At 64.8% G+C, this 22,616-nt stretch carries 15 protein-coding genes and 1 tRNA gene; 10 read left to right on the forward strand and 6 right to left on the reverse strand.

Annotated features, from left to right (window positions below; translation table 11 throughout):
- Positions 1–108 precede the first annotated feature (108 nt).
- Positions 109–756, reverse strand: coding sequence for a response regulator (locus tag DOM33_RS09280; protein ID WP_110668143.1), 648 nt, complete (start codon positions 754–756; stop codon positions 109–111).
- A 400-nt stretch (positions 757–1,156) separates the two neighbouring features.
- Between DOM33_RS09280 and DOM33_RS09285 the strand changes: the two genes are divergently transcribed.
- Positions 1,157–1,232, forward strand: a tRNA-Ala gene (locus DOM33_RS09285).
- Positions 1,233–1,682: 450 nt separating this feature from the next.
- Here DOM33_RS09285 and DOM33_RS09290 read toward each other — a convergent pair.
- Entirely contained in the window at positions 1,683–1,934 is a 252-nt protein-coding gene (locus tag DOM33_RS09290) for a hypothetical protein (RefSeq protein WP_110668145.1), read from the reverse strand.
- 930 nt (positions 1,935–2,864) lie between these two features.
- Here DOM33_RS09290 and DOM33_RS09300 point away from each other — a divergent pair.
- The 3 genes from DOM33_RS09300 (at position 2,865) to trpC (ending at position 5,373) form a co-directional block, all read left to right on the forward strand.
- A complete protein-coding gene (locus tag DOM33_RS09300; RefSeq protein ID WP_110668149.1) occupies positions 2,865–3,452 on the forward strand; it encodes an anthranilate synthase component II in 588 nt (195 codons plus the stop codon).
- Between the two features lie 19 nt (positions 3,453–3,471).
- Positions 3,472–4,491, forward strand: coding sequence for an anthranilate phosphoribosyltransferase (gene trpD / locus DOM33_RS09305; protein WP_110668653.1), 1,020 nt, complete (start codon positions 3,472–3,474; stop codon positions 4,489–4,491).
- 72 nt (positions 4,492–4,563) lie between these two features.
- Positions 4,564–5,373, forward strand: coding sequence for an indole-3-glycerol phosphate synthase TrpC (gene trpC, locus DOM33_RS09310; RefSeq protein WP_110668151.1), 810 nt, complete (start codon positions 4,564–4,566; stop codon positions 5,371–5,373).
- 145 nt (positions 5,374–5,518) lie between these two features.
- On the opposite strand, the gene DOM33_RS09315 is transcribed toward trpC, so the two are convergent.
- Both DOM33_RS09315 and DOM33_RS09320 read right to left on the reverse strand, forming a co-directional pair.
- Complete coding sequence (locus tag DOM33_RS09315; RefSeq protein WP_110668153.1) at positions 5,519–7,318, reverse strand: cation:proton antiporter; 1,800 nt, start codon at positions 7,316–7,318, stop codon at positions 5,519–5,521.
- A gap of 148 nt (positions 7,319–7,466) precedes the next feature.
- Positions 7,467–10,775, reverse strand: coding sequence for an FAD-binding and (Fe-S)-binding domain-containing protein (locus DOM33_RS09320; protein ID WP_110668655.1), 3,309 nt, complete (start codon positions 10,773–10,775; stop codon positions 7,467–7,469).
- A 300-nt stretch (positions 10,776–11,075) separates the two neighbouring features.
- Between DOM33_RS09320 and serS the strand changes: the two genes are divergently transcribed.
- From serS to DOM33_RS09345, 5 genes are all read left to right on the forward strand, one after another.
- Positions 11,076–12,356: a serine--tRNA ligase gene (gene serS, locus DOM33_RS09325; RefSeq protein ID WP_110668155.1), complete on the forward strand. Its 1,281-nt coding sequence runs from the start codon at positions 11,076–11,078 to the stop codon at positions 12,354–12,356.
- A gap of 592 nt (positions 12,357–12,948) precedes the next feature.
- Positions 12,949–13,746: a uroporphyrinogen-III C-methyltransferase gene (cobA, locus tag DOM33_RS09330; RefSeq protein WP_239495325.1), complete on the forward strand. Its 798-nt coding sequence runs from the start codon at positions 12,949–12,951 to the stop codon at positions 13,744–13,746.
- A gap of 273 nt (positions 13,747–14,019) precedes the next feature.
- Positions 14,020–14,958: an NAD(P)-dependent oxidoreductase gene (locus DOM33_RS09335; protein WP_110668157.1), complete on the forward strand. Its 939-nt coding sequence runs from the start codon at positions 14,020–14,022 to the stop codon at positions 14,956–14,958.
- A gap of 145 nt (positions 14,959–15,103) precedes the next feature.
- Entirely contained in the window at positions 15,104–17,047 is a 1,944-nt protein-coding gene (locus tag DOM33_RS09340) for a DUF294 nucleotidyltransferase-like domain-containing protein (protein WP_110668159.1), read from the forward strand.
- Entirely contained in the window at positions 17,047–17,769 is a 723-nt protein-coding gene (locus DOM33_RS09345; RefSeq protein ID WP_110668160.1) for a 3'-5' exonuclease, read from the forward strand. Before DOM33_RS09340 ends, DOM33_RS09345 begins: the two co-directional genes overlap by 1 nt.
- A 99-nt stretch (positions 17,770–17,868) precedes the next feature.
- Here DOM33_RS09345 and DOM33_RS09350 read toward each other — a convergent pair whose 3' ends face one another.
- Positions 17,869–19,506 carry a BCCT family transporter gene (locus DOM33_RS09350; protein WP_110668162.1) on the reverse strand — a complete coding sequence of 546 codons (1,638 nt, stop codon included), beginning with the start codon at positions 19,504–19,506 and terminating at the stop codon, positions 17,869–17,871.
- 318 nt (positions 19,507–19,824) lie between these two features.
- Here DOM33_RS09350 and DOM33_RS09355 point away from each other — a divergent pair, with 318 nt between their 5' ends.
- Complete coding sequence (locus DOM33_RS09355; protein ID WP_110668164.1) at positions 19,825–21,609, forward strand: acyl-CoA dehydrogenase C-terminal domain-containing protein; 1,785 nt, start codon at positions 19,825–19,827, stop codon at positions 21,607–21,609.
- A 126-nt stretch (positions 21,610–21,735) separates the two neighbouring features.
- Here the strand turns inward: DOM33_RS09355 and DOM33_RS09360 are convergent, their stop codons facing one another.
- A complete protein-coding gene (locus DOM33_RS09360; protein ID WP_110668167.1) occupies positions 21,736–22,551 on the reverse strand; it encodes a DUF1206 domain-containing protein in 816 nt (271 codons plus the stop codon).
- Between the last annotated feature and the right edge of the window lie 65 nt (positions 22,552–22,616).

Here is a 22,616-nt window from a genome sequence, read left to right on the forward strand (position 1 = left end):
TGGCAGCCAAGCGACATCGTCATTCAATGGGGTCGTGTAGCGATGATATCGTCGGAAACGTGCCGGAACCGACAGGGCTCTCTGCCTCGCCAGTCAGTGCGTATCTTCTTACTCGGGATGGCCGAATCCTTCGAGGAGGCCGTGCTTGAGGCCAAGGTGGGTCAGTTCGACATCGGACTGCACCTGGAGTTTATCGAAGATTCGGTAGCGATAGGTGTTGACCGTCTTGGGGCTCAGGCAAAGCTGCTCCGAGATTCGACTGACCTTGTTGCAGTGGATGATCATCATCGCAATCTGGAGTTCTCGGTGGGAGAGCTGATCGAAAGGGTTGCGCACGCCCTCGCTTCGCGCGAGTACCACGCGCTGGGCGATGTCCGGGCTGATGAAACGCTCACCCAGGTAGACGCGGCGTACGGCGCCGATCATCTGGTCGAGCTCCGTGCCCTTACTGATGAAGCCGGCGACGCCCGCGTCGAGGAGGCGCTGAGTCGTTCGCTCTTCGATCTGCCCGGTCAGCACGACGATACGAATCTCCGGCTGCGCCTTGAGCAGCTTCAGAATGGCCTCCAGGCCGCCGATGCCCGGCATACGGATATCCATCAACACCACGTCGGGCGAGTGATGGCGACAGGCGCTCAGCGCACTCTCGCCACTATCTGCCTCGGCCAGAACTTCCATATCGGCTTCACTGGAGAGCACTCGGGCGATGCTGGCACGAACGAGATGGTGATCATCGGCGACGACTACGTTAATCAAGAAGGCTCCTGCACTTTCTCATGAGCGCCGGGATTGCACCCGATACGACGCTTAAATCCGTTCCGAACGTTTAAAAGATCTATATCTTTTGTACGTAATGTGTTTTTTAACGAAACCGAGTTTGGCACGATATCGCCGTGATTACCTCTCATTCGATACCCACTGAGTCGCTTGGTCGCGCTTTCTCGAACGGCTCGCCGGTAAGTCCGGTTATTGTTATCGAAGGCGGTTTTTTTAGCGGATACTGCGCTCGTGGCTGCCTAAATGGCGGCCGTGAATGCCGATAACGAGCATCCCATGGGATGGCCTGGCGGTTAAGAATCGACCGCAGAATTTTCGGGTTGACGTTTGAAGCCGTGGTTCGTATAGTACGCCCCGCTCGCTGATACAGCGACGACGTGGGGCCTTAGCTCAGCTGGGAGAGCGCAACACTGGCAGTGTTGAGGTCAGCGGTTCGATCCCGCTAGGCTCCACCAAGATACGACGAAAAAGCCGTTCGCTACCGCAAGGTGGGAACGGCTTTTTTGTGTCGTTTATTTGGGTTCAGGCCGGCCGGTCATCGTCTCGCTATAGCACTCGCGTCACTTCGAGGCGGGCATATCGTCATACCCTGCCTCCTCTACGCGACCGACTCGGTCGTTATCGCCGACGCCACGCCGTAAAAAGCCGCATCAAACGATGCGGCGGAGCAAGAGTCGAACGGAAAACCTAGAGGGGATGCGCCTATCGAGGACTGAGTCAGGCAACGGTCACGGCTTGCTGCTGACTCGAACTCAGCTTGACGATGACGTGATCGATGTCCTGAGTACGACACTGATAGGCGGTACAGTTAGCACAAACGATGCGGGTCGAAGCCGCGCCAGTCTTGGGAACGACGAACCGGTCGCTACCGCAGATGCGACAAGGGGAGTCGAGTTTGACCGGTATCAAGCGGCCACCTCGAAACGCTGTTGGTTACTCCCAGCGACGATCTCATCATTGGACATTGCGATGAGCAAATCGAGCGAGCGGCTGAGGGTGTGCATCTGATAATGGCGCGATGCCAGTGACAGCTGAAGGTCACAGGTCGTGATGAATTCGCCGCACTCGGCGCAATTGATCTCGTCCCAGTCGTTGCACTCGTCCTGAGAAATGGCTTCGAGATTGCCGCAGCGGGGGCAGGTCATTTCATGTTTCATGTTACGCCTTCCTTGGCTAATGATGACGACCGGTAAGGTCGATGAAAGGAATCGCGAGTACCGAAGAACCTACGGTTGAATCGAACTGGCTGGCACGTCCTGTGCCTTATCGTGCTTCCTCATTCCTTGAGGCTAGCGGCCGTCGCTCCGTTACGGCTCGTACCGCATCCTGACATACGAGACCGAAGTTGTACAACTGATCGATGAGTGTACAACTCCCCGTTGAATCCCTGCACGAAACGGCCTCCGACCCAGGACCAGATCGCCCGCAGGCTGTCTCGGTTTCCTTGATCTACCGTTAGCTGCGCCGGCGGTTGAGGGTATCGGCCTCTTTCTGGGCTCTTTCCTGTCCATGATGATGACTGATGATGGCCGGTGAGCCGTCGTCCCGATCGCCGGGAGAGGTATCGATCACGATCCACTCGGATGTCTCTGTGGCGTTCGCGGGGCTCAAGGGTCGGGCTTGAAAGCGCGTCATGGGATTCTCGTTCTAAACGATGGAGGGGTAGCGCAAGGGCCTAGCAGGGCGATCGAATGTCGAGGCGTATCACGATCGATCGCGCCGGGCGGAGGACGCTCGGCATGTCACCGACGTTCAGTGTCAGACGTAAGCGCCCAAAAAGCCAAATCTCGTCCCTCGTGTAGTCCTCGGTCGGCGCCAACGATGGCTCGCTTGACACGCTGAGTCGCCAAACGCAGACTTGCCGCATGATGAATACGACCGTCAGACGAGCTCAGTGGTGGTGGCGCCTTTGATTCAAGGGCGGCACGCCGACGTCTGTAAGAGATGCCGCCCCACGGGGCGGCATTTTTTCGTTCTAGAGATCGCTTCGTGAGGCCGGCAGGTACATCGATCGAATGGCAAGACACCAATGGGTGATCATGTCCCTTCGATCCTGGCGAATCATTAACCATCGGGAGTTTGCGGCAATGCCTGTCCTCATGATCGACAACTACGACAGCTTCACCTACAACATCGTCCAGTATCTTGGCGAGCTCGGGGCGGAAGTCGTCACCGTTCGCAACGACGAATGCGACGTCGAGGCGCTCGAACGCCTCGAGCCTAGCCATGTCGTGATCTCCCCGGGGCCCTGCACGCCAAACGAAGCCGGCATCTCCATGGCGGCGATCCGCCATTTCGCCGGCAAACTGCCGATTCTCGGCGTCTGTCTGGGCCATCAGGCGATCGGCCAGGTCTACGGCGGAGACGTCATCCGGGCGCCCCAGGTGATGCACGGCAAGACATCTCTGATTCGTCACAACGGCGAGGGCGTCTTCGCCGGGCTCGAGAATCCGCTCGACGTCACGCGCTATCACTCACTGGTGGTCGAGGAGGCAACCCTGCCGTCCTGCCTCGAGATCACCGCCCGCGTCGGCGACGACGACGTGACCCCCGGGCTGATCATGGGACTGCGTCACCGAACCCTCGACATCGAAGGCGTTCAGTTCCATCCCGAGTCGATTCTTTCCCGGCAGGGGCACGAGCTGCTGGCCAACTTCCTCAAGCGGGGCGCCTGAGCCCACGATGGACAACGAGATGCAGATGCGAGACGCCATCGGCGCCCTGACGCGCCACCAAGACCTGAGCTTCGAGACCACTCACGCCGTCATGCAGACGATCATGACCGGTGACGCCACCGACGCTCAGATCGCCGGGTTTCTCATCGGCCTCGCCATGAAGGGCGAGACTGCCGAGGAGATTACCGCTGCCGCCAAGGTGATGCGCGAGCTGATGCAGCCGGTGAGCATCGACTGCGACAACGTCGTGGACATCGTCGGCACCGGCGGCGACGGCGCCAACCTGTTCAATGTTTCCACGGCATCGAGCTTCGTCGTCGCCGCGGCCGGCGGTCACGTCGCCAAGCACGGCAACCGCGGGGTTTCCTCATCGTCCGGCAGCGCGGATCTGTTCGATGTCGCCGGCATCTATCTCGATCTCGACGGCGAGGCGATCGCTCGCTGTATCGAGCAGGTCGGCGTCGGTTTCATGTTCGCGCCGCGCCACCACCAGGCCATGCGCTACGCCATCGGCGCTCGGCGAGAGATGGGCGTGCGTACCATCTTCAACATCCTCGGGCCGCTGACCAACCCCGCCGGGGCGCCGAATCAGCTGCTCGGTGTCTATTCACCGCACCTGGTGCCGCTGGTCGCCGAATCGCTGCGAAAGCTCGGCAGCCGCCATGTGCTGGTGGTACACGCCGAGGACGGTCTCGACGAGATTTCGCTGGCAGCACCCACCCGCGTCGCGGAGCTTCGCGACGGCGAGATCCATGAGTACACCATCACGCCGGAATCGCTGGGTATCGAGCGGCAGTCACTGGCGCCGCTGAAGGTCGTGACCGCCGAGGACAGCCTCAAGCTGGTCAAGGAGGCGCTGGTGGGCCAAGGGCCGGCGGCAGACATCGTCGCGCTCAACGCCGGCGCCGCGCTCTACGCCTCGGGCGTCTCCGATACGCTCGAAGAGGGCGTGGTGATGGCCCAGGACGCCCAGGCCTCCAAGCTTCCGCTGGAAAAGCTCAAGGAGCTGGCGGACTTCACGCGCGTCTTCGCGAATTGAGGGATCGCCGAGCACTTTCACGCTGACAGGCGCGACGGTGACGACGAGCCAACAACGACAACAGGAAGGGAAATGACTGCCACCGAGACCGGACTGCCGACCATTCTGGCAAAAATCCTGGCGCGCAAGCGTGAAGAGATCAACGAGCGCCAAGCGCTGCGAAGCGAACAGGCCTGGCTCGACATCGCCGCGCGGCAGAGCGCGCCGCGAGGCTTCGTCAGCGCACTGGATCGCTGCATCGAGGCCGGTGACCCGGCGGTCATCGCAGAGATCAAGAAAGCCTCACCGTCGCGTGGCGTCATTCGCGAGCATTTCGCGCCCGCCGAGATCGCACGCGAGTACGCCGCTGCCGGCGCGAGCTGTCTCTCCGTACTCACCGATGCCGACTTTTTCCAGGGGCACGAGGATTACCTCATCGCCGTCCGCGAGGCCTGCGAGCTGCCGGTGATCCGCAAGGACTTCATCATCGATAGCTACCAAGTGTCCGAAGCGCGGGGCATCGGCGCGGACTGCATCCTGCTGATCGTCGCCGCCCTCGACGATGACCGGCTCAAGGCACTCCACCAGCAGGCCACCGCACTCGGCATGGACGTACTGGTCGAAGTTCACGACGTCTTCGAACTCGAGCGGGCGCTCCAGCTCGACTTGGCGCTGGTGGGCATCAACAACCGCGATCTGCGCACCTTCGAAACCACACTCGACACCACTTTCGAGCTTCTGAAGCGCGTTCCCGCCGGCGTTACCGTCGTCACCGAGTCCGGCATCAACACCCGTGACGACGTCGATCGCATGCGCGAGCACGACGTCGATGCGTTCCTGGTGGGCGAGGCTTTCATGCGCGAGGCGGAAGCCGGCACCGCTCTGCGGCGACTGTTCTTCTGATTCGGCCCGCTCGCTCGCCACGACGACACCGCCCCACGGGGCGGTGTCGTCGTTTGGGGCCGTCATCGGCCGAGCGGTGCCGGCGAGTGACGCTCAGAGCGCTGGTGTAGGGCGCTGGTGTAGGGCGCTGGTGTAGGGGGCGGGTCTAGAACTCTGGCGAATCGGGGAAGATCAGGCTGATGAGCGTATCCCCGGCCTTGGGAGTGAGCGGACGCTCGGCGGTGGCGGTCCGAATGCGTCCGCTCGTGGAGAGCGTGAACAGCGTCAGCAGTCGGTCCTTGTGAATACGCCGATAGGCGTCGATGTCGAAGCTTTCGCTGATCTTCGCCTGACGCAGCACCGCCCCCTGGCCGACGAGGCTCGACAGCCGGGTGAAGGTGGTGTTGCCGTCGAACAACAGCGGTAGATGAGCCAATGCCTGCTGATGGTGCCGCTTGGCGCTGCGACTCGACTCCACGGCCAAGCGGAACACTTTGCCGTGGCCGAGCACGTGCTCGAAGTGTAGCGCTGCCAGATTGTTGAGTTCGCGATAGGGCGACAGCGGCAGCAGATGGCCCAGGCCGGTGAGTTCGAGATGCGACGCGGCGTGCTCGGAGAGCGGGTTGCCATAGTAGGTCGGGAGGTTCGCCATGCGCGCTTCCTGTACGGCATCCCAGTTGTGATCGCACAGACGAACCGCGAACCCCGCATCCTGAAGCACGTTGCCGAAAGCTCGCGCCACCGGATTGGCGCCCACGATCAGAAAGCCCGTGGGCGTCGGCTCCTGCACCTTGAGCAGTCGCGCCAGCGGCCCCGAGAGCAGGCTCTGGACCACCACGGTGCTGATGATTACCAGAAAGGTCACCGGCACCAGCAGTTCGGCGCCGGGCACGTCGAGTTCCTCGAGGCGAATCGCGAAGAGCGAGGCCACCGCCGCGGCGACGATGCCGCGGGGCGAAAGCCACGCCAGTAGCGCCTTCTCGCGCCAGTTGAGCGAGGTGCCGAGCGTACACAGCCAGACCGTCAGCGGACGGGCGACCCACACCAGAATCGCCAGGAACGCCCAGGCCTCCCAGGTCAGCAGGCCGAGCTGTTCGAGACTCAGCCTGGCGGCGAGCAGGATGAACAGCCCCGAGATCAGCAGGATCGACAGCGTCTCCTTGAACTCGAGAATCGGCTGCGTGGGTACGCCACGCATGTTGGCCATCCAGACGCCCATGACGGTGACGGTCAGCAGCCCCGACTCGTGGAACAGCATGTTGGAAAGCGTGAACAGCGTCAGCATGATCATCAGCGTGCCGAAGCTGTGCAGCCGCTGCGGCAACCAGTGGTGACGCAGCACGCTGCCCCAGAGATAGCCGCCCGCCGTGCCCAGGCCGAAGCCGATCACTGCCGTCTGCGCGAAGCTGATCAGGGTGTGGGTCGCCGCCCCGTTGGAGAGGCCAAGGGCGACGAATTCGTAGACGAGAACCGCGCCGATCGCACCGATCGGGTCGATCAGGATGCCTTCCCAGCGCAGAATTTGGCTGACGTGCTGGCGGGCGCGCAGTGTCTGCAGCAACGGCAGCACCACCGTCGGTCCGGTGACCACCAGTAGCGCGCCGAGCACGCTCGCCATCTCGACCGACAGCCCCAGCACCCAGTGCGCGGCGGCGATGCCGATCAGCGCAGTGATCAGCGCCCCCCAGGTGACCAGCCGGCTCACCGTGCGGCCATGCCCGCGCAGCTCGCGGAAGTTGAGCGTGAGACTGCCCTCGAACAGGATCACCGCCACCGCCAGCGAGATGAGCGGGAACAGGAGATCGCCGAGCAGCGCATCGGGTTCGAGAATGCCGGTGATCGGCCCGACGGCGATCCCCGCGATGAGCAGCGGCAGAATCGGCGGTAGCCGCAGTTGCCAGGCAAGCCACTGGCACGCGAGTGCCAACAGGCCAATGCCGGTGAGGGCAAGGGCAGCGTTTTCCATGTCCGTCGTCTCCGGGCGGGCGGGGCAGAAAGCGCGCAGCCTAGCGGGGGGATTACCGGGATGCAATGCGCATCTGTTCGCGTTTCGACGATGGGCTATCACCCCTTCGCGCGAGACTTTGGTCTAACGCCCCGAGCGGGCAGTGTGATCACCCCATCGGCGTCGCGCTGGCGATCTTGACCGCGCGCAGCAGTGCCTGCAGCGGGTGGGCAAGCGTGCGTTCCGAGAGCCGCTTGACCTGACTGCGGCACGAGTAACCCGTCGCGAGCAGCCGCCCGTCGGCCCCCTCCGCCTCGACCGGCTCGCGCCAGGAGAGATCGTAGATCGCCTCCGATGTCTCGCGGTTGCGCGTCTCGTGGCCGTAGGTGCCGGACATGCCGCAGCAGCCGGTATCCATCAGCTCGAGCGACAGGTCGAAGTGCGCGAAGAGCTGCTGCCAGGCCTTGGCGCTGCCTGGCGCGTTGGTCTTCTCGGTGCAGTGGGAGAGCAGCCGATAGCCGGGGTCGAACGCTTTTGCGGCCGCGCTCGACCAGTCGGCGGGCAGGACGCCCGAGCCGAGCCCGAGCAGCCACTCCTGCAGCAGCGAGACCGGTGGCACCGCGTCGGGGCCCAGTGTCTTCACGTACTCCTGGCGGTAGGTGAGCGTCATTGCCGGGTCGATCCCCACCAGCGGCACGCCGAAACGCTCGAGCGCCTTGAGTCGTTTTGCCTGTCGCTCGGCGGTCCGGGCGAAGCGGCCCAGAAACCCCTGCACCTGCAGCGGCTTGCCATTGGGCGAGAAGGGCATGACGAACACGCGCAGGTCGAGCCGGTTCAGCAGCTCGACGACGTCTGCGACCAGGTTGGCCTCGAAGTGGGTGGTGAACGCATCCTGCACCAGCACGACGCTACGGCGCTTCTGCGATTCGCTGAGCGCACCGAGGGTCAGCGGCGTCGCTTCGGGCACGCCTCGGGCGCGGAGCACCTTGTCGAGATTGGCCCGGGACAAGCGCGGGCTATCGACGAGACCGACGCGCCTGGCCAGAAAGCGCTCGACCGGTTGGGTGCCGAGCAGCGCATTGTAGAGCGGCGCCAGCGGGCGCAGGTGGGGGGCAACGAACTCCAGCGAGCCGATCAGGTAGTCCCGGGGGGCGCGCGCGTAGCGGGTATGATAGCTCTCCAGAAAGCGTGCTCGGAAGTCGGGCACGTCGACCTTGACGGGACACTGCCCGGCGCAGGATTTGCACGCCAGGCACCCGGCCATGGCGTCGTACACCTCGTGAGAGAAATCCGTCTCGCCTCGCCGGCGGGCCAGCGTGCGCTGCCACTTGGCCGGCTGATCCCGCAGCCAGGCGAGCGTGCCGCGGCGTCGCGCCGAGCGGGAGACTTCGAGCACGTCCACGCCCGCGTCGCCCTGCAGGCGCAGCCACTCGCGCATCAGGCTGGCGCGACCCTTGGGCGAGTGAACGCGCTCCCGCGTCGCTTTCCACGAGGGACACATCGCGTCCGCCGGATCGTAGTTGTAGCAGGCGCCGTTGCCGTTGCAGTAGACCGCGCTGGCGTTCTCCTCCCACACGCGCACGTCGATGGTGCGATCGCTTTCGCCTCGGGTCGGCACGCCGTCCACCGCCAGCAGGTCGGGGTCGTGGCCGTCGACGATACCGGCGCTGCCCGATGCCGAGGCCGGTGTCGAGTCGGGAGCGCCTTCCGAGCTGCCGGCGTGTTCGGGCCGGGTGGACGACGTCGGGTTCGGTTGGCCGGCGTGTTCGGGCCGGATGGAAGGCGCGGGGCTCGATTGGCCGGCGTGTTCGGGCCGGATAAATAGCGGCGTGGCGATCTTGCCCGGGTTGAACTGGTTATAGGGATCGAACGCCGCCTTCAAACGCTGCAGCGCCGGGTAGAGTTCACCGAAGAAGCGCGGCGAGTAGGCCGAGCGCACGCCCTTGCCGTGCTCGCCCCAGAGCAGGCCGCCGTAGCGCTGAGTGAGGGCGGCCACCGCGTCGGAGAGGGGGCGAATCAGTGCCGCCTGCGCGGGGTCTTTCATGTCGATCGCCGGGCGGACGTGGAGCACGCCGGCGTCGACGTGACCGAACATGCCGTAGCTCAGACCGTGGCTGTCGAGCAGGGCACGGAATTCGGCGATGTACTCGGCAAGGTGTTCCGGCGGGACGGCAGTATCCTCGACGAACGGGATCGGGCGCTTTTCGCCCTGGACGTTGCCGAGCAGCCCCACGGCACGCTTTCGCATCGCGTAGACCCGACCGATAGCGCCGCGCCCCTCGGCGAGGGTGTGCCCCAGCCGCTCGACGCTCGCATCCGTTTCCAGATGCGCGACGAAGGCGGCGACCCGCTCGGCCAGATGCTCGGGGTCGTCATCGTTGAATTCGACCAGATTGATGCCGCCGATCGCGCTTTCCGCCGCGGGGTCGCTCGGGAAGTACTCGGCGACGCTCTCCCAGACGAAGTCATCCATCGCCAGTGTCAGCACGCTGTCATCGACGGTTTCGATGGAGGTGGGGCGGAGCGCCTGCGGCTGATCGGGGGAAGAGACGCCCATCAGCGCCTTGGCGTCGCGCAGGGCGTCCATGAAGCCGGCGTAGCGCACGTTCACCAGCGTCGAGTGCTGGGGAAGCGGCAGCACGTTGAGCGTCGCCTCACCGATGAAACCCAGCGAACCCTCCGAGCCGCAGAGCACGCTGTTGAGGTCGAAACGGCCGTCGTCGGTCTCCAGGTGCGCCAGATCGTAGCCGGTGAGGCAGCGATTGAGTGGCGGAAAGACCGCCTTGATGCGCTCGCGCTGGGTATCGGTGATGTCCCGCGCGGTGCGGTAGACGGTGCCGACGCCATCCTCGCGGGCGCAGAGCGCGTCGAGCTCGGCGGTCTCCACGGGCTGGCTGACGAAGCGCTCGCCGCCATGCAGGATCACGTCGAGTTCGAGAACGTGATCACGCGTCTTGCCATAGACGCAGCTGCCCTGGCCGCTGGCGTCGGTAGCGATCATGCCGCCGATGGTGGCGCGGTTGGAGGTCGAAAGCTCCGGGGCGAAGAAGAGCCCGTGGGGCCTGAGCGCGGCGTTGAGCTGATCCTTCACCACGCCCGCCTGCACCCTTACGCGGCGGCGCTCGACGTCGATCTCGAGGATGCGGTTCATGTGGCGGGAGACATCCACCATGACGCCATCGGTGAGCGACTGGCCGTTGGTCCCCGTGCCGCCACCGCGAGGCGCAAGCGCGATCTCCCGGTACTCCTCGCGCCCCATGACGCGGCCGATGCGCTCGAGATCGGTGCTGTCCCGCGGGTAGAGCACCGCCTGCGGCAGGCGCTGATAGATGGAGTTGTCGGTGGCGAGTACGGTGCGATTGGCCGCGTCGGGCGCGATCTCGCCGGCAAAGCCCTCGGCTTTCAGGTCGGCGAGAAAACGGCGGTAGCGCTCGGCGAGGGAGAACGCGGCGCTGGCCGGGTCGAGGCGTGCGATCATCGGTGTCATTGGGCCATCGGGGGCCACGCGGCTCACGATGGCGCCGGATGGCCGTTCGGTTCGGGTAAGGGGAGAGACGCCACCCGCCTTGGCTATGTCGGCACGGAGGAGGCTCTCGGAGGTCGTCACAGTGTAACGCGGCGAGCGCGGCGAGGGCAGGCACCGGCGTGGTGCGGGCGCGGCGATTTCCCTACAATGTGGCCTTCTCGCGGGGCGTATTGGCGCCGCGATCGCGCGTCGTGCCTCGATCAACGGCTGTGTCGTCACCACCGCAACTGTCTTCAACCTACGGAATTCATCATGCTCGATCCCAAGCTGCTGCGAAGCGATCCCCTGTTCGTCGCCCAACGCCTGGCCCTGCGAGGCTTTACCCTCGACGTCGCGCAGCTCGAGTCCCTCGAGTCCCGCCGGCGTGAGTTGCAGACGCGCACCGAACAGCTGCAGAACGAGCGTAACGTGCGCTCCAAGGCGATCGGTCAGGCCAAGGCCGCGGGCGAAGACATCGAGCCGCTGCGCGCCGAGGTCGGCAAGCTCGGCGACGAGCTCGATCAGGCCAAGCAGGCACTCGCTACGGTTCAGCAGGAATGGGACGCGCTGGTCGAGGGGCTGCCCAACCTGCCGCACGAGAGCGTGCCCGAGGGCGCAGAGGAGAGCGACAACGTCGAGTTGCACCGCTGGGGCGCCCCGCGGGATTTCGATTTCGAGGTGCGCGACCACGTCGACCTCGGTGCCCGCTTCGGCTATCTCGATTTCGAGCTCGCGACCAAGCTCACCGGCTCGCGCTTCGCTGTCATGCGCGGGCCGATCGCCCGTCTGCACCGAGCGCTGGCGCAGTTCATGCTCGACAAGCAGACCCTCGAGCACGGCTACGAAGAGTGCTACGTGCCCTATATGGTCAACGCCGAATCGCTGACCGGTACCGGCCAGCTGCCCAAGTTCGGGGAGGATCTCTTTCGTCTCGGCGAGGAAGACGGCTATTACCTGATTCCCACCGCCGAAGTGCCGCTGACCAACTTCGTGCGCGACGAGATTCTCGAACACGCCGGGCTGCCGCTCAAGCTGACCGCCCACACGCCGTGCTTTCGCAGCGAAGCCGGCGCCTACGGCCGCGATACTCGCGGCATGATCCGTCAGCACCAGTTCGACAAGGTCGAGATGGTCCAGGCCGTCGATCCGCAGACGAGCTACGAAGCGCTGGAGGAGATGCGCGGTCACGCCGAGGCGATCCTGCAGGCGCTGGAACTGCCGTATCGCGTGGTGACGCTCTGCGCCGGGGACATGGGCTTTGGCGCGACCAAGACCTATGACCTCGAGGTGTGGCTGCCGAGCCAGCAGACCTATCGCGAGATCTCGTCGGTCTCCAATTGCGAGGATTTCCAGGCGCGGCGGATGCAGGCGCGATTCCGCAGCCCGGCACAAAAGAAGCCGCAGCTGTTGCATACGCTGAACGGTTCCGGCCTGGCGGTGGGACGCTGCCTGCTGGCGGTGATGGAGAACTACCAGAACGCGGACGGCAGCATCGACGTGCCGGCGGCGCTCAAGTCATATCTGGGCGGCGTCGAGCGCCTCAACGCTGAGTGAGGCGAATGGTGGTCCTGGCCCGGCGCGGGGTTTGGTTATAACGCTACAAAAAAGCGTTCCTTCGTGGGCCGTCCGTGGATCCTTACAATTTGGAATAACGAAACTCGGTGTTTTGCGAATTTCGTTCTAATGCGGCAACGCTCCCAGCGAGCGATGCTGTCTCGCTCTCCAGAGGACCAGGGCCACCGTGACGCAGACGCTGACGCTTCAATACGATCCGAGGGCGCTCTCGCTCCACCTCTTCGGCGGTGGCGGCGAGGCGCTCACGCTCGCGCGGCAGTTCGTCGGGCTCGATGTGTCTCTCTCGCTTCATGCCACCCAGGTGATGCCCGCGCTCGAGGCGCTGTGTCAGACGCAGCGCTGGGCGATCGAGGTCGACGAGCCGGCGCCGGCGCCGGGTCAGCTTTGGCTGGTGGCGACGGGGGACGATGCACGCGATGTCGACATCGCGCGCCGCGCCCGAGTCGCGGGCGTTGCCGTATTCGCGCCGGGCTGCCCTTCGCTCTGCAGCGTGCGCCTGCCGCCACGGGTCGATGCCTCGACCGCCGCCACGGCGGATGATGCCGCCGCGACGCGCTGGCGTCGGGGGCGGGTGGCGCTGGTGGGGGCCGGCCCGGGCGATCCGGAGCTGCTCACGCTGAAGGCGCTCAGGCATCTCCAGCGGGCGAGCATCGTCGTCCACGATCGCCTCGTCAGCCCGGAGATACTGGCGCTCGCCAACCCCGACGCACCCCGTTTCTACGTCGGCAAGGCGCGCTCGCAGCACAGCGTGCCGCAGGACGGGATCAATCAGGCGCTGGTGGCGTGGGCAAAAGCCGGGCACGACGTGGTCCGCCTCAAGGGCGGCGATCCGTTCATTTTCGGTCGGGGCGGCGAGGAGCTCGAGACGCTGGCCGAGGCGGGCATCGACTTCGAAGTGGTGCCCGGCATCACTGCCGCCTCCGGCTGTGCCGCCTATGCCGGCATCCCGTTGACGCATCGCGATCACGCCCAGTCGGTGCGCTTCGTGACCGGTCATCTCCAGAACGGCAGCTGCGATCTCGACTGGGCCTCGCTCGCCGCCGCCGGACAGACGCTGGTCTTCTATATGGGGCTCGGCGCGCTCGACACCCTCCGCGAGCGGCTGATCGCCCACGGCCTCGAGTCGTCGACGCCCATGGCGCTGATCGAGCAGGGCACCACGGCCAATCAGCGCGTCCATGTGGGTACCCTCGAGACGCTGCCGGCGAGCCTCGACGGCCGAGCGCCGCAGCCGCCCACGCTGATCGTCGTGGGCAGCGTGGTCGGCCTGGCCGACCGGCTCGGCTGGTTCGTTCCCGCCGACAGCGCGAGCCTCGGCTGGCTCGAAGGCAAGCATCCGACCCCGCTCTTCCGCGTCGAAAGCGCCTGACGTCACCCACGGCATCGATCACGACTCTGACATTCGTCTTTTCCGGCTTCTCTCTGCCGGCGTCTCGACGACGGGGAGCGCCTCGTTTACCGTTTCTCCCCTGATCGGATCATCGTCCGGCGATCATGGCGTCGTCCAAGCCCGGCCGGGCAACCTGTGAGACTGTCCACCGTCAGGAAAGACGATCCGCTTCGGAAACGACGAACCGGTCTGGAAACGACGAACCGCGTCGGGAATGACGAGCCACCGCGGGTAGAACGAGGAGAGAGCGACGTGCGAGTGCTTTTTGCCGCCGAGGAGGACGCCTGGGGCGGCATCCTCGAGAAATTTCGCGTGGCGCTGCCGCAGGTCGAATTCGTCGCCTCCGGCGGCTACGCGCTGACGTCGCTGGCCGGCTTCGATGCGCTGATACCCACCATGACGCCAATCGATGCACGGCTGCTCGAGACCGCCGATCGCCTCGCGCTGATCCAGCAGATCGGCGCGGGCCTCGAGGGGGTGGATCGCGCCTGCGCCGAGACGAAGGGGATAGACGTCGCCAACGTGCCCACCGATATCTCCGGCAACGCCGATTCGGTGGCAGAGCTGGGTATCTGGATGATGCTGGGCCTCGCCAGGCAGGCATCCCGCATGCGCGAGGCGCTCGCCGCCGGTCAGCTCGGTGCCCCCATGGGCATGGGGCTCAAGGGTCGTACCGTCGGCATCGTCGGTCTCGGCGGATTGGGCCAGGCGCTCGCCCGGCGCCTACGCGCCTTCGACATGACCCTCATGGGAATCAAGCGCAGCGCGGAGCCAGAGTTCGCCGAGCGCCACGGTCTCGCCTGGCTGGGCACCCTCGACGAACTGCCGACGCTGCTCGCGCGCAGCGATTTCGTGGTGCTGACGCTGCCCGACACGCCGCAGACGCATCATCTGATCGACGCCGATGCGCTGGCGCAGTGTCGTGACGGCGCATTCGTGATCAACCTGGGGCGGGGCGGGCTGATCGAGCGCGAGGGGCTACTCGCCGCGCTGCGCAGCGGGCGTCTCGCCGGCGCCGGGCTCGATGTCTTCTGGCAGGAGCCGCCGGACCCCAACGATCCGCTATTCTACGAAAATGTCATCGCCACGCCGCACGTCGGCGGTATGACGGACGTCTCCACTCAGGGGATTTTCGAGGTGGTTCGCGACCGCCTGAGCACGCTTGCCGCCGCGCTGGAGACGTCCCGCTAACGCCGGCGGGCGGTGTCGTTCCGGGTTTCGTCGGTGGGGCGACGCCAACCGACGGAAGCGCCGTTCGAGACGCGCCGTCGGCAGAAATCTGCGGTCGCGGCGTCACTCGCCGTGACCGACCATTGCCTTGCGTAGGGAGTGCGCATTGAACATCGAACAGCTCGACATCCGCAGTCACATGGCGCAGTTCGCGCCGTTCGACAGTCTGGCGGACGAACATCTCGACCGTATCGCCAGCGAAGTGGAGATCCGCTATTTCCAGGCCGGCAGCGAGCTACTGAGCCGAGATCAGCCGATCGAAGCGCTGTGGTACGTGCGAAGCGGGGCAGTGGAGATGTACCAGCGCAGCGGCCGGCTCTTCAACCGCCTCAGCGAAGGCGACATCTTCGGCTACTCGGATCTGCTGCGCAGCAATCGCAAGGTGCGCTACCCGGTCAGCGCGATCGAGGACACGCTGATCTACTTCATTCCCGGCGAGACCTTCGAGGCGATCTGCGAAGAGGACGATGACTTCTCCGAGTTCGTCGAGACCGGCGGACAGCGACTCAAGGTCACCGTGGAGCAGCAGCGCGACGACAGCGGGCTGATGACCACCCGAGTGCGCAAGCTGATCACCAAGGCGCCGCTGATGGTGGAGACGTCGACCACGCTACAGGACGCGGCGCGCCAGATGAGCGAGGCCAATGCGACCTGCGTGCTGGTCATCGACATCACCGACACCCAGTCCGCCTACACCTTTACCGGTCGCGACGGGCGCTACTGGCAGCTCAACGGCATTCTCACCGACCGTGATTTCTGTACCCGCGTGCTCGCCGAAGGCAAGTCGCCCCAGACGACGGTGGGGGAGGTGATGTCGCCCAAGGTGATCGTCACGCAGTCGGACGAGTCCGTCTACGAGGCGATGCTCAGCATGCTGCGTAACCAGGTGCACCACCTGCCCGTGCTGCACCGTCGCCAGCCGATGGGGATCCTGCACCTCTCCGACATCGTGCGCCATGAGACCCACAGCAGCCTGTTCCTGGTCAACAACATCTTCGTTCAGAACACGCCGACACAGCTGGCGCGACTCGCCGACGAGGTACGCACCGGGTTCGTGCGCATGGTCGCCGACGGCGCCAATTCGGAGATGATCTCGCGGGCGCTGGCGACGATCGGGCGGGCGTTCATCCAGCGTCTGCTGGAACTGGCGGAAGCCGAGCTGGGGGCGCCGCCAGTGCCGTACTGCTTCATGGTGCTCGGCTCGATGGCGCGGGAGGAGCCGACCATCACGGCCGATCAGGACAACGCGCTGGTACTCCACGACAGCTACGACCCTGAGGCGCATGGCGAGTACTTCGAGGCGCTGGCCAAGTTCGTCTGCGACGGGCTCGACGCCTGCGGCTACCCCTACTGCAAGGGCGACGTGATGGCGATCAACCCTCGCTGGCGTCAGCCGCTGACGGTCTGGAAGCAGTACTTCACCGAATGGATGGACGAGCCCAACGGCGAGCGACTGCTGCATAGCTCCATTTTCTTCGATCTGGCCGCGGTACACGGCGAGGCACCGATGGTCGAGGCGCTGCAGGACCTGATCGCAGAGCTCGCGCCCAATCGGCCGGTGTTCCTGGCGGCGCTGGCGCGCAACGCCAAGAACCGCACGCCGCCGCTCGGCTTCTTCCGTCAGTTCGTGATGGAGCAGGACGGCGAGCACCGCAAGTCGATCAACCTGAAGCGCCGGGGCACGGCCCCGCTCACCGATCTCGTGCGTGTGCACGCGCTGGCCTGCGGCTCGAACGCCCAGAACAGCTTTGCCCGACTCGACGATATCGACAAGACCAAGCTGCTGGCCGAAGGGGTGACGGACCGGCTGCGCTACGCCTTCGAGTTCATGTCGATGGTCAGAATGCGCTATCAGGCGGCGTCGATCGAACAGGGGGAGGAACCCAACAACAGCGTCGACCCGGAGCAGATCGACAGCCGCGAGCGACACAATCTCAAGGACGCCTTCGAGGCGATCAGCAACGCGCAGAAATTTCTCTCGTTCCGCTACATCATGCCGTCGAGACAGGAAGGCGCGCAGAGCAAGAGTTCCCCGCGAGGCAACCGCTGATGTTCGGCTTGGGGTCGAAAAAGGCATCGACACCGGACTGGCCGGATTACATGGCGTCCCGGGCCGAACACGCCAGGGACCCGCGTCTCGCTCGGTTCTATGCAGCCGGTACGCTCGATCCGCAGATGCCGATCGGGGAAGCGCCGCTGCTGGCGATGGATTTCGAGACGACCGGCCTGGACGGCAGTCGTCATGACATCGTCAGCGTCGGGCTGGTGCCGTTCACGCTGGAACGGATCCGTCCGGCGGCGGGACGATATTGGGTGCTGTCGCCGCGCCGACCGCTGAGCGACGAGTCGGTGGCGTTTCACCACATCACCCACTCGGAGGTGGAAGACGCGCCCGATCTCTCCAAGATTCTCGATGAGTTGCTGGAACGCATGCAGGGCTGTCTGGTGGTCGCGCACTATCGTCAGATCGAGCGCACTTTTCTGGACGCGGCGGTGCGCGAACGTCTGGGCGAGCATCTGCTTTTCCCGATGATCGACACGATGTCGATCGAGGCGCGCATCCACCGCCAGTCCTGGTGGGCGCGACTGCGTCGCTGGGCCGGCCGACCGATGGCGTCGATTCGGCTCAATGAAAGCCGCCAGCGCTACAACCTCCCGCCGTATACCGGCCACCACGCCCAGGTGGATGCCCTCGCCACTGCCGAGCTGCTGCAGGCACAGATTCTGCATCACCATACGCTGGAAACGCCGGTCGGCGACCTCTGGCGCTAGCGGCGTCGCAGCGGCCGACATTTCTCTTGCCCAAACGACGACGAGCGGCCAATTGGCCGCTCGTCGCGTTCTGCTTCGAGATAAAGACCCCGATCGATGTTACTTCGCCCTCGGCTCCGTACGCAGGCCTTGGACGATGGCGTAGCACGCCGCCAGCAGCACCACGGTGAACGGCAGGCCGGTAGTGATGACCGCCGCCTGCAGTGCCGTCAGGCCGCCGCCGAGCAGCAGAGCGATGGCGATGGCGCCCTCGATCAGTGCCCAGAACACGCGCTGCGGTTTCGGCGAGTCGACCTTGCCGCCGGCGGTGATGGCGTCGATGACCAGCGAGCCGGAGTCCGACGAGGTGATGAAGAACACCATCACCAGGATGATGCCGATGAACGACGTGATCGCCGACAGCGGGAGCTGACCCAGCATGGTGAAGAGCTGCAGCTCCAGATCGGCGTTCTGAACGCCCTCGAACCCTTGGTTGACGATCTGGTTGATCGCCGTGTCACCGAAGGCGGTCATCCAGATCACCGAGACGACGGTGGGGACGATGAGTACCGCGATCAGGAACTCGCGCACGGTACGCCCGCGGCTGACCCGCGCGATGAACATGCCGACGAACGGCGACCAGGAGATCCACCACGCCCAGTAGAAGGCGGTCCAGCCATGGACGAAGTCGGTGTCGTCGCGTCCGAACGGGTTGGCCAGTGCCGGCAGATTCTTCAGGTAGGAGAGCATGTTCTCGACGAAACCGGTAAGGATCAGCAGCGTCGGTCCGACGATGATCACGAAGAGCAGCAGCAGGAAGGCCAGCCCCATGTTGAGCTGCGACAGCCGCTGCACGCCCTTGTCGACGCCGAGCATCACCGACAGCAGCGCCACCAGCGTGATACCGATGATCAGTAGCACCATGGTCACGTTGGTATTGGGAACGTCGAACAGGTAGTTCAGACCCGCAGCCGCCTGAGAAGCACCGAGGCCCAGTGAGGTCGCCAGTCCGAACAGCGTCGCGAAGACCGCGAGGATGTCGATGACGTGGCCCGGCCAGCCCCAGATACGTTCACCCAGGATCGGGTAGAAGATCGACCGCATGGTCAGCGGCAGACCCTTGTTGAACGAGAAAAGGGCCAGCGACAGTGCGACGACCGCGTAGATACCCCAGGGGTGCAGACCCCAGTGGAAGATCGTGGAGGCCATGGCCAGCGACTGAGACGCCGCAGCATTGCCCTCTGCGCCGCCTAGCGGTGCCCAGGAATCCGCCGACATCGACGTGCCGAAGTGCGTGATCGGCTCGGAGACGCCGTAGAACATCAGGCCGATGCCCATACCCGCGGCGAAGAGCATCGCGAACCAGCCGGCGTAGCCGAAATCCGGTTTGGCGTCGGCGCCCCCCAGTCGCACCTTACCCAGCGGGGTAAAGATGAGGCCGATGGCCAGGATGACGAAAATGTTCGCCGCGAGCAGAAACAGCCAGCTCAGGTTGGCGGTGAGAAAGCCCTTGGCGCCGTTGAAGATCGGAGCCATCTGTTCCGGCAGCGCCAGCGTGATGATGACGAAGAACAGAACGAGCAGCGACGAGATCGAAAAGACCTTGCCGTGCAGGTCGACATCGAAGCCGAATTTATTGGTCTGAATATTGTCTTGACCGATTACGTAATCGGTATCGATGAGGTTGGAAGCACCCTCGGGGGCCGGTACGCCTTCCTGCGGCGCGTCCGGCTGATTATTAGTGTCGTCTTGAGCCACTAGCCGTCTCCATTGTTTGAATGTACGCGATGAAAACCGCGCTCGTGCACGTAATGACGTTCCCTTGCGCCCGGCTTGCGAGCTCCGCTTCGCCAGGAATCCGCTTGATAGTCTGGCGGATCGTCTGGAACACGCAAGTTTTGTGATTATCCTGAATCTTTCAGTCGCTTCCAACCGGCGCGGCCGTGAACGGGTAGATAGCTGACGTTTTACACGGCACTCGGTGGTGCGAAAGCGGCTGCGACCAAGGTCCGGGTCAACGTCATAGCGCGAACGTCGTATATTGAAACGATCGTTTGATTACGCCCGGGAGGCGCTATGGCCGTTTATCGTTCTCCGCTCGTGGATTTGCGCTTCGTCCGCGATTCGGTACTGGGTGCCGAGGCCGAGTGGCAGTCTCTCGCGCTCCCCGCCGAGGTCGATGCCGCACTGGCCGAAGCCGTATTGGAGGAAGGCGCGCGAATCGTCGAGGCCGAGCTGCTGGCGCTGAACGCCACCGGCGACGCCGAGGGGTGCCGGCTCGTCGACGGCCACGTCTCGACGCCGGCGGGATTCAAGGAGGCGTTCCGGACGTTCGCCGATGGCGGGTGGTGCGGCCTCGCCGGCAATCCGGCTTACGGGGGGCAGGGGATGCCCAAGCTCCTGACGCTCGCTTTCGATGAAATGCTCTACGCCGCCAATACGAGCTTCGCGCTCTATCTGACGCTCAACAACGGCGCGGCGCTGCTGCTCGAGCAGTACGCCGACGATGAGACCAAGGCACGCTATCTGCCGCGCCTGTATGCGGGTGACTGGCTGGGCACCATGTGCCTGACCGAGCCGCACTGCGGTACGGATCTCGGCCTCATCCGTACGCGCGCCGAGCCCGATGGCGAGGGTGGCTACGCCATCACCGGCAGCAAGATCTGGATCACCGGTGGCGATCACGACCTGACCGAAAACATTGCGCATCTGGTGCTCGCCAAGCTGCCCGATGCGCCCGAAGGCTCGCGCGGCATCTCGCTGTTTCTGGTGCCCAAGCGACAAGTGAATGCGGACGGCTCGCTGGGCGCGTCCAACGGCGTCGTCTGCGGCGGGCTCGAACACAAGATGGGCATCAAGGGCAGTGCGACCTGCGTCATGCACTTCGAGGGCGCGAAGGGGACGCTGATCGGCGAGCCGCATCAGGGGCTGGCGACGATGTTCACAATGATGAACTACGAGCGCCTGTCCATCGGGGTGCAGGGGCTGGGGCTCGGCGAGATCGCCTACCAGAACGCCATCGCCTTCGCCCGCGAGCGTCTGCAGAGTCGGGCGCCCGGCGGTGCGGCCTATCCCGAGCGACCGGCGGATCCGATTCTGGTCCATCCCGACGTGCGTCGCATGGCGCTCGAGGTTCGCGCCTGGAACGAAGGCGCTCGACTGTTCGCCGGCTTCGTCGGTCGCGAGCTGGACCGGGCGCGCTATCACACCGACGTGACGGCTCGCAGCGACGCCGAAGCGATCGTCGCGCTGCTGACGCCGGTCGCCAAGGCGTTCATCAGCGACCGGGGGTTCGATGCCACGGTCGTCGCGCAGCAGCTCTACGGTGGCAACGGCTACTGCGCGGAGTGGGGGGCCGAGCAGTTCGTGCGCGATGCGCGCATCGCCATGATCTACGAGGGCACCAACGGCATTCAGGCGATGGACTTGGTGGGAAGAAAGCTGGCACGCAATCGCGGCGCCTACGTCGAACAGCTCGTGACGCGAATTCGTGGCGATCTTCAGTCCGGTGAGTGTGGCACCTACGCTGAGGCGGTCGCCGATGAACTCGAACGGCTCGAGCGGGTCACCGCGGCTCTGCTTGCGCGGGCCGGCGATGACCACGACGCGCTCGGTAGCGCCGCCTATGACTATCTCGAACTGCTCGGGCTTACCGTCTACGCCTGGCTCTGGTCGCGGGCCGCCCGAGTCGCCGCCAACGGTCTCGCCGACGAAGGCGCCGCTGGTGAACGGTTCTATCGAAACAAGCTCGTCGTCGCGCGGTACTTCTTCGAGCGTCAGCTGCCACGCAGCGAATCGCTCGAGCGCAGGCTCGATGCTGGCGCGGAAGGGCTGATGGCGTTCGAGATCGAGGCGTTCTAGGCCGCCGCGCGATGCGCGATCTCGGATCACAGTCGAAAGAGGGGGAGCGCGGCAGACGCATCGACGAGGCGCCCGCCGTTGGGGGATGAGGCCGCATTCGCTGCCTCTTGTCTGCTCGGGCGGGTGTTAGTTCAAATTACCGACGCGGCGATAGCCGGCGTTGATGAAGCAGTAGCCGCCGTAAGCGATCAGGCCGACGGAAACGATACCGAGAATCCAGTCACCGAAGGGCTGTTTGGCGAGCATGTCGAGCACGCCGCCCAACCCCTCGACTTTGCTCGGCGAGAGCTGCCAAGCAGCGATGCCGATGAGCACGCCGATGATGACGAAGGTGCCGCCGCGAGCGGCCAGTCCGAGCCGCGCGATGCCCTCGAGCAGCGGCAGTGGCGGATTAGGGCGCTTGTCTAGATGCCAGTTCTTGCGGTAGGCGCGCGTCCAGGCGCGGTAGAGCTGATGGCAGCCCACGGCGATGAAGACGATACCCAGCGCCGCCAGCAACCAGCGCCCGCCGGGAATGCCGAGCAGCGTCTGCGTGCGCTCACTGTTACTGCTGCCTTGTGAGCTGGAAAACGAGTTGAATACCAGGGTCGTGCACTTCCAGGCCAGACCGGTGTAGATGAGACCGCTGATAGCGAAACCGGCACGAGCGACCAGACCTTTCATGTCATCGCCTTTGTCTTCGGTATCGAAGAAGGCCTGGGCCAGCCGCCACAGGACGTAGGCGACGAGACCGATGCCCATCAGGACGAGCAGGACGGTGCCGAAGGGCCAGGTAGCGATCCTCTGTATGACGTCGCTGGTGCCACTCTCGCTCCCCCCTAGGCCGATGGTCGTCAGCAGTGCCAGCCAGCCGATGGCTAAATAGATGACGCCCTTGGCAACGTAGCCCGCCGAGGCGGTGTGGCTCAGCCAGTCGCGAAGCGAGTTGGAATGGGATGACATGTTTGTCCTTCTTGTCGGAGAAAATATCGTGCGCCGGATACGCTTGGGCGCGTGGCGCGAGACTC

Origin of the sequence: Salinicola halophilus (assembly GCF_003206155.1) — a bacterium.
In the GTDB taxonomy this organism is placed as follows: Bacteria; Pseudomonadota; Gammaproteobacteria; order Pseudomonadales; family Halomonadaceae; genus Salinicola; species Salinicola halophilus.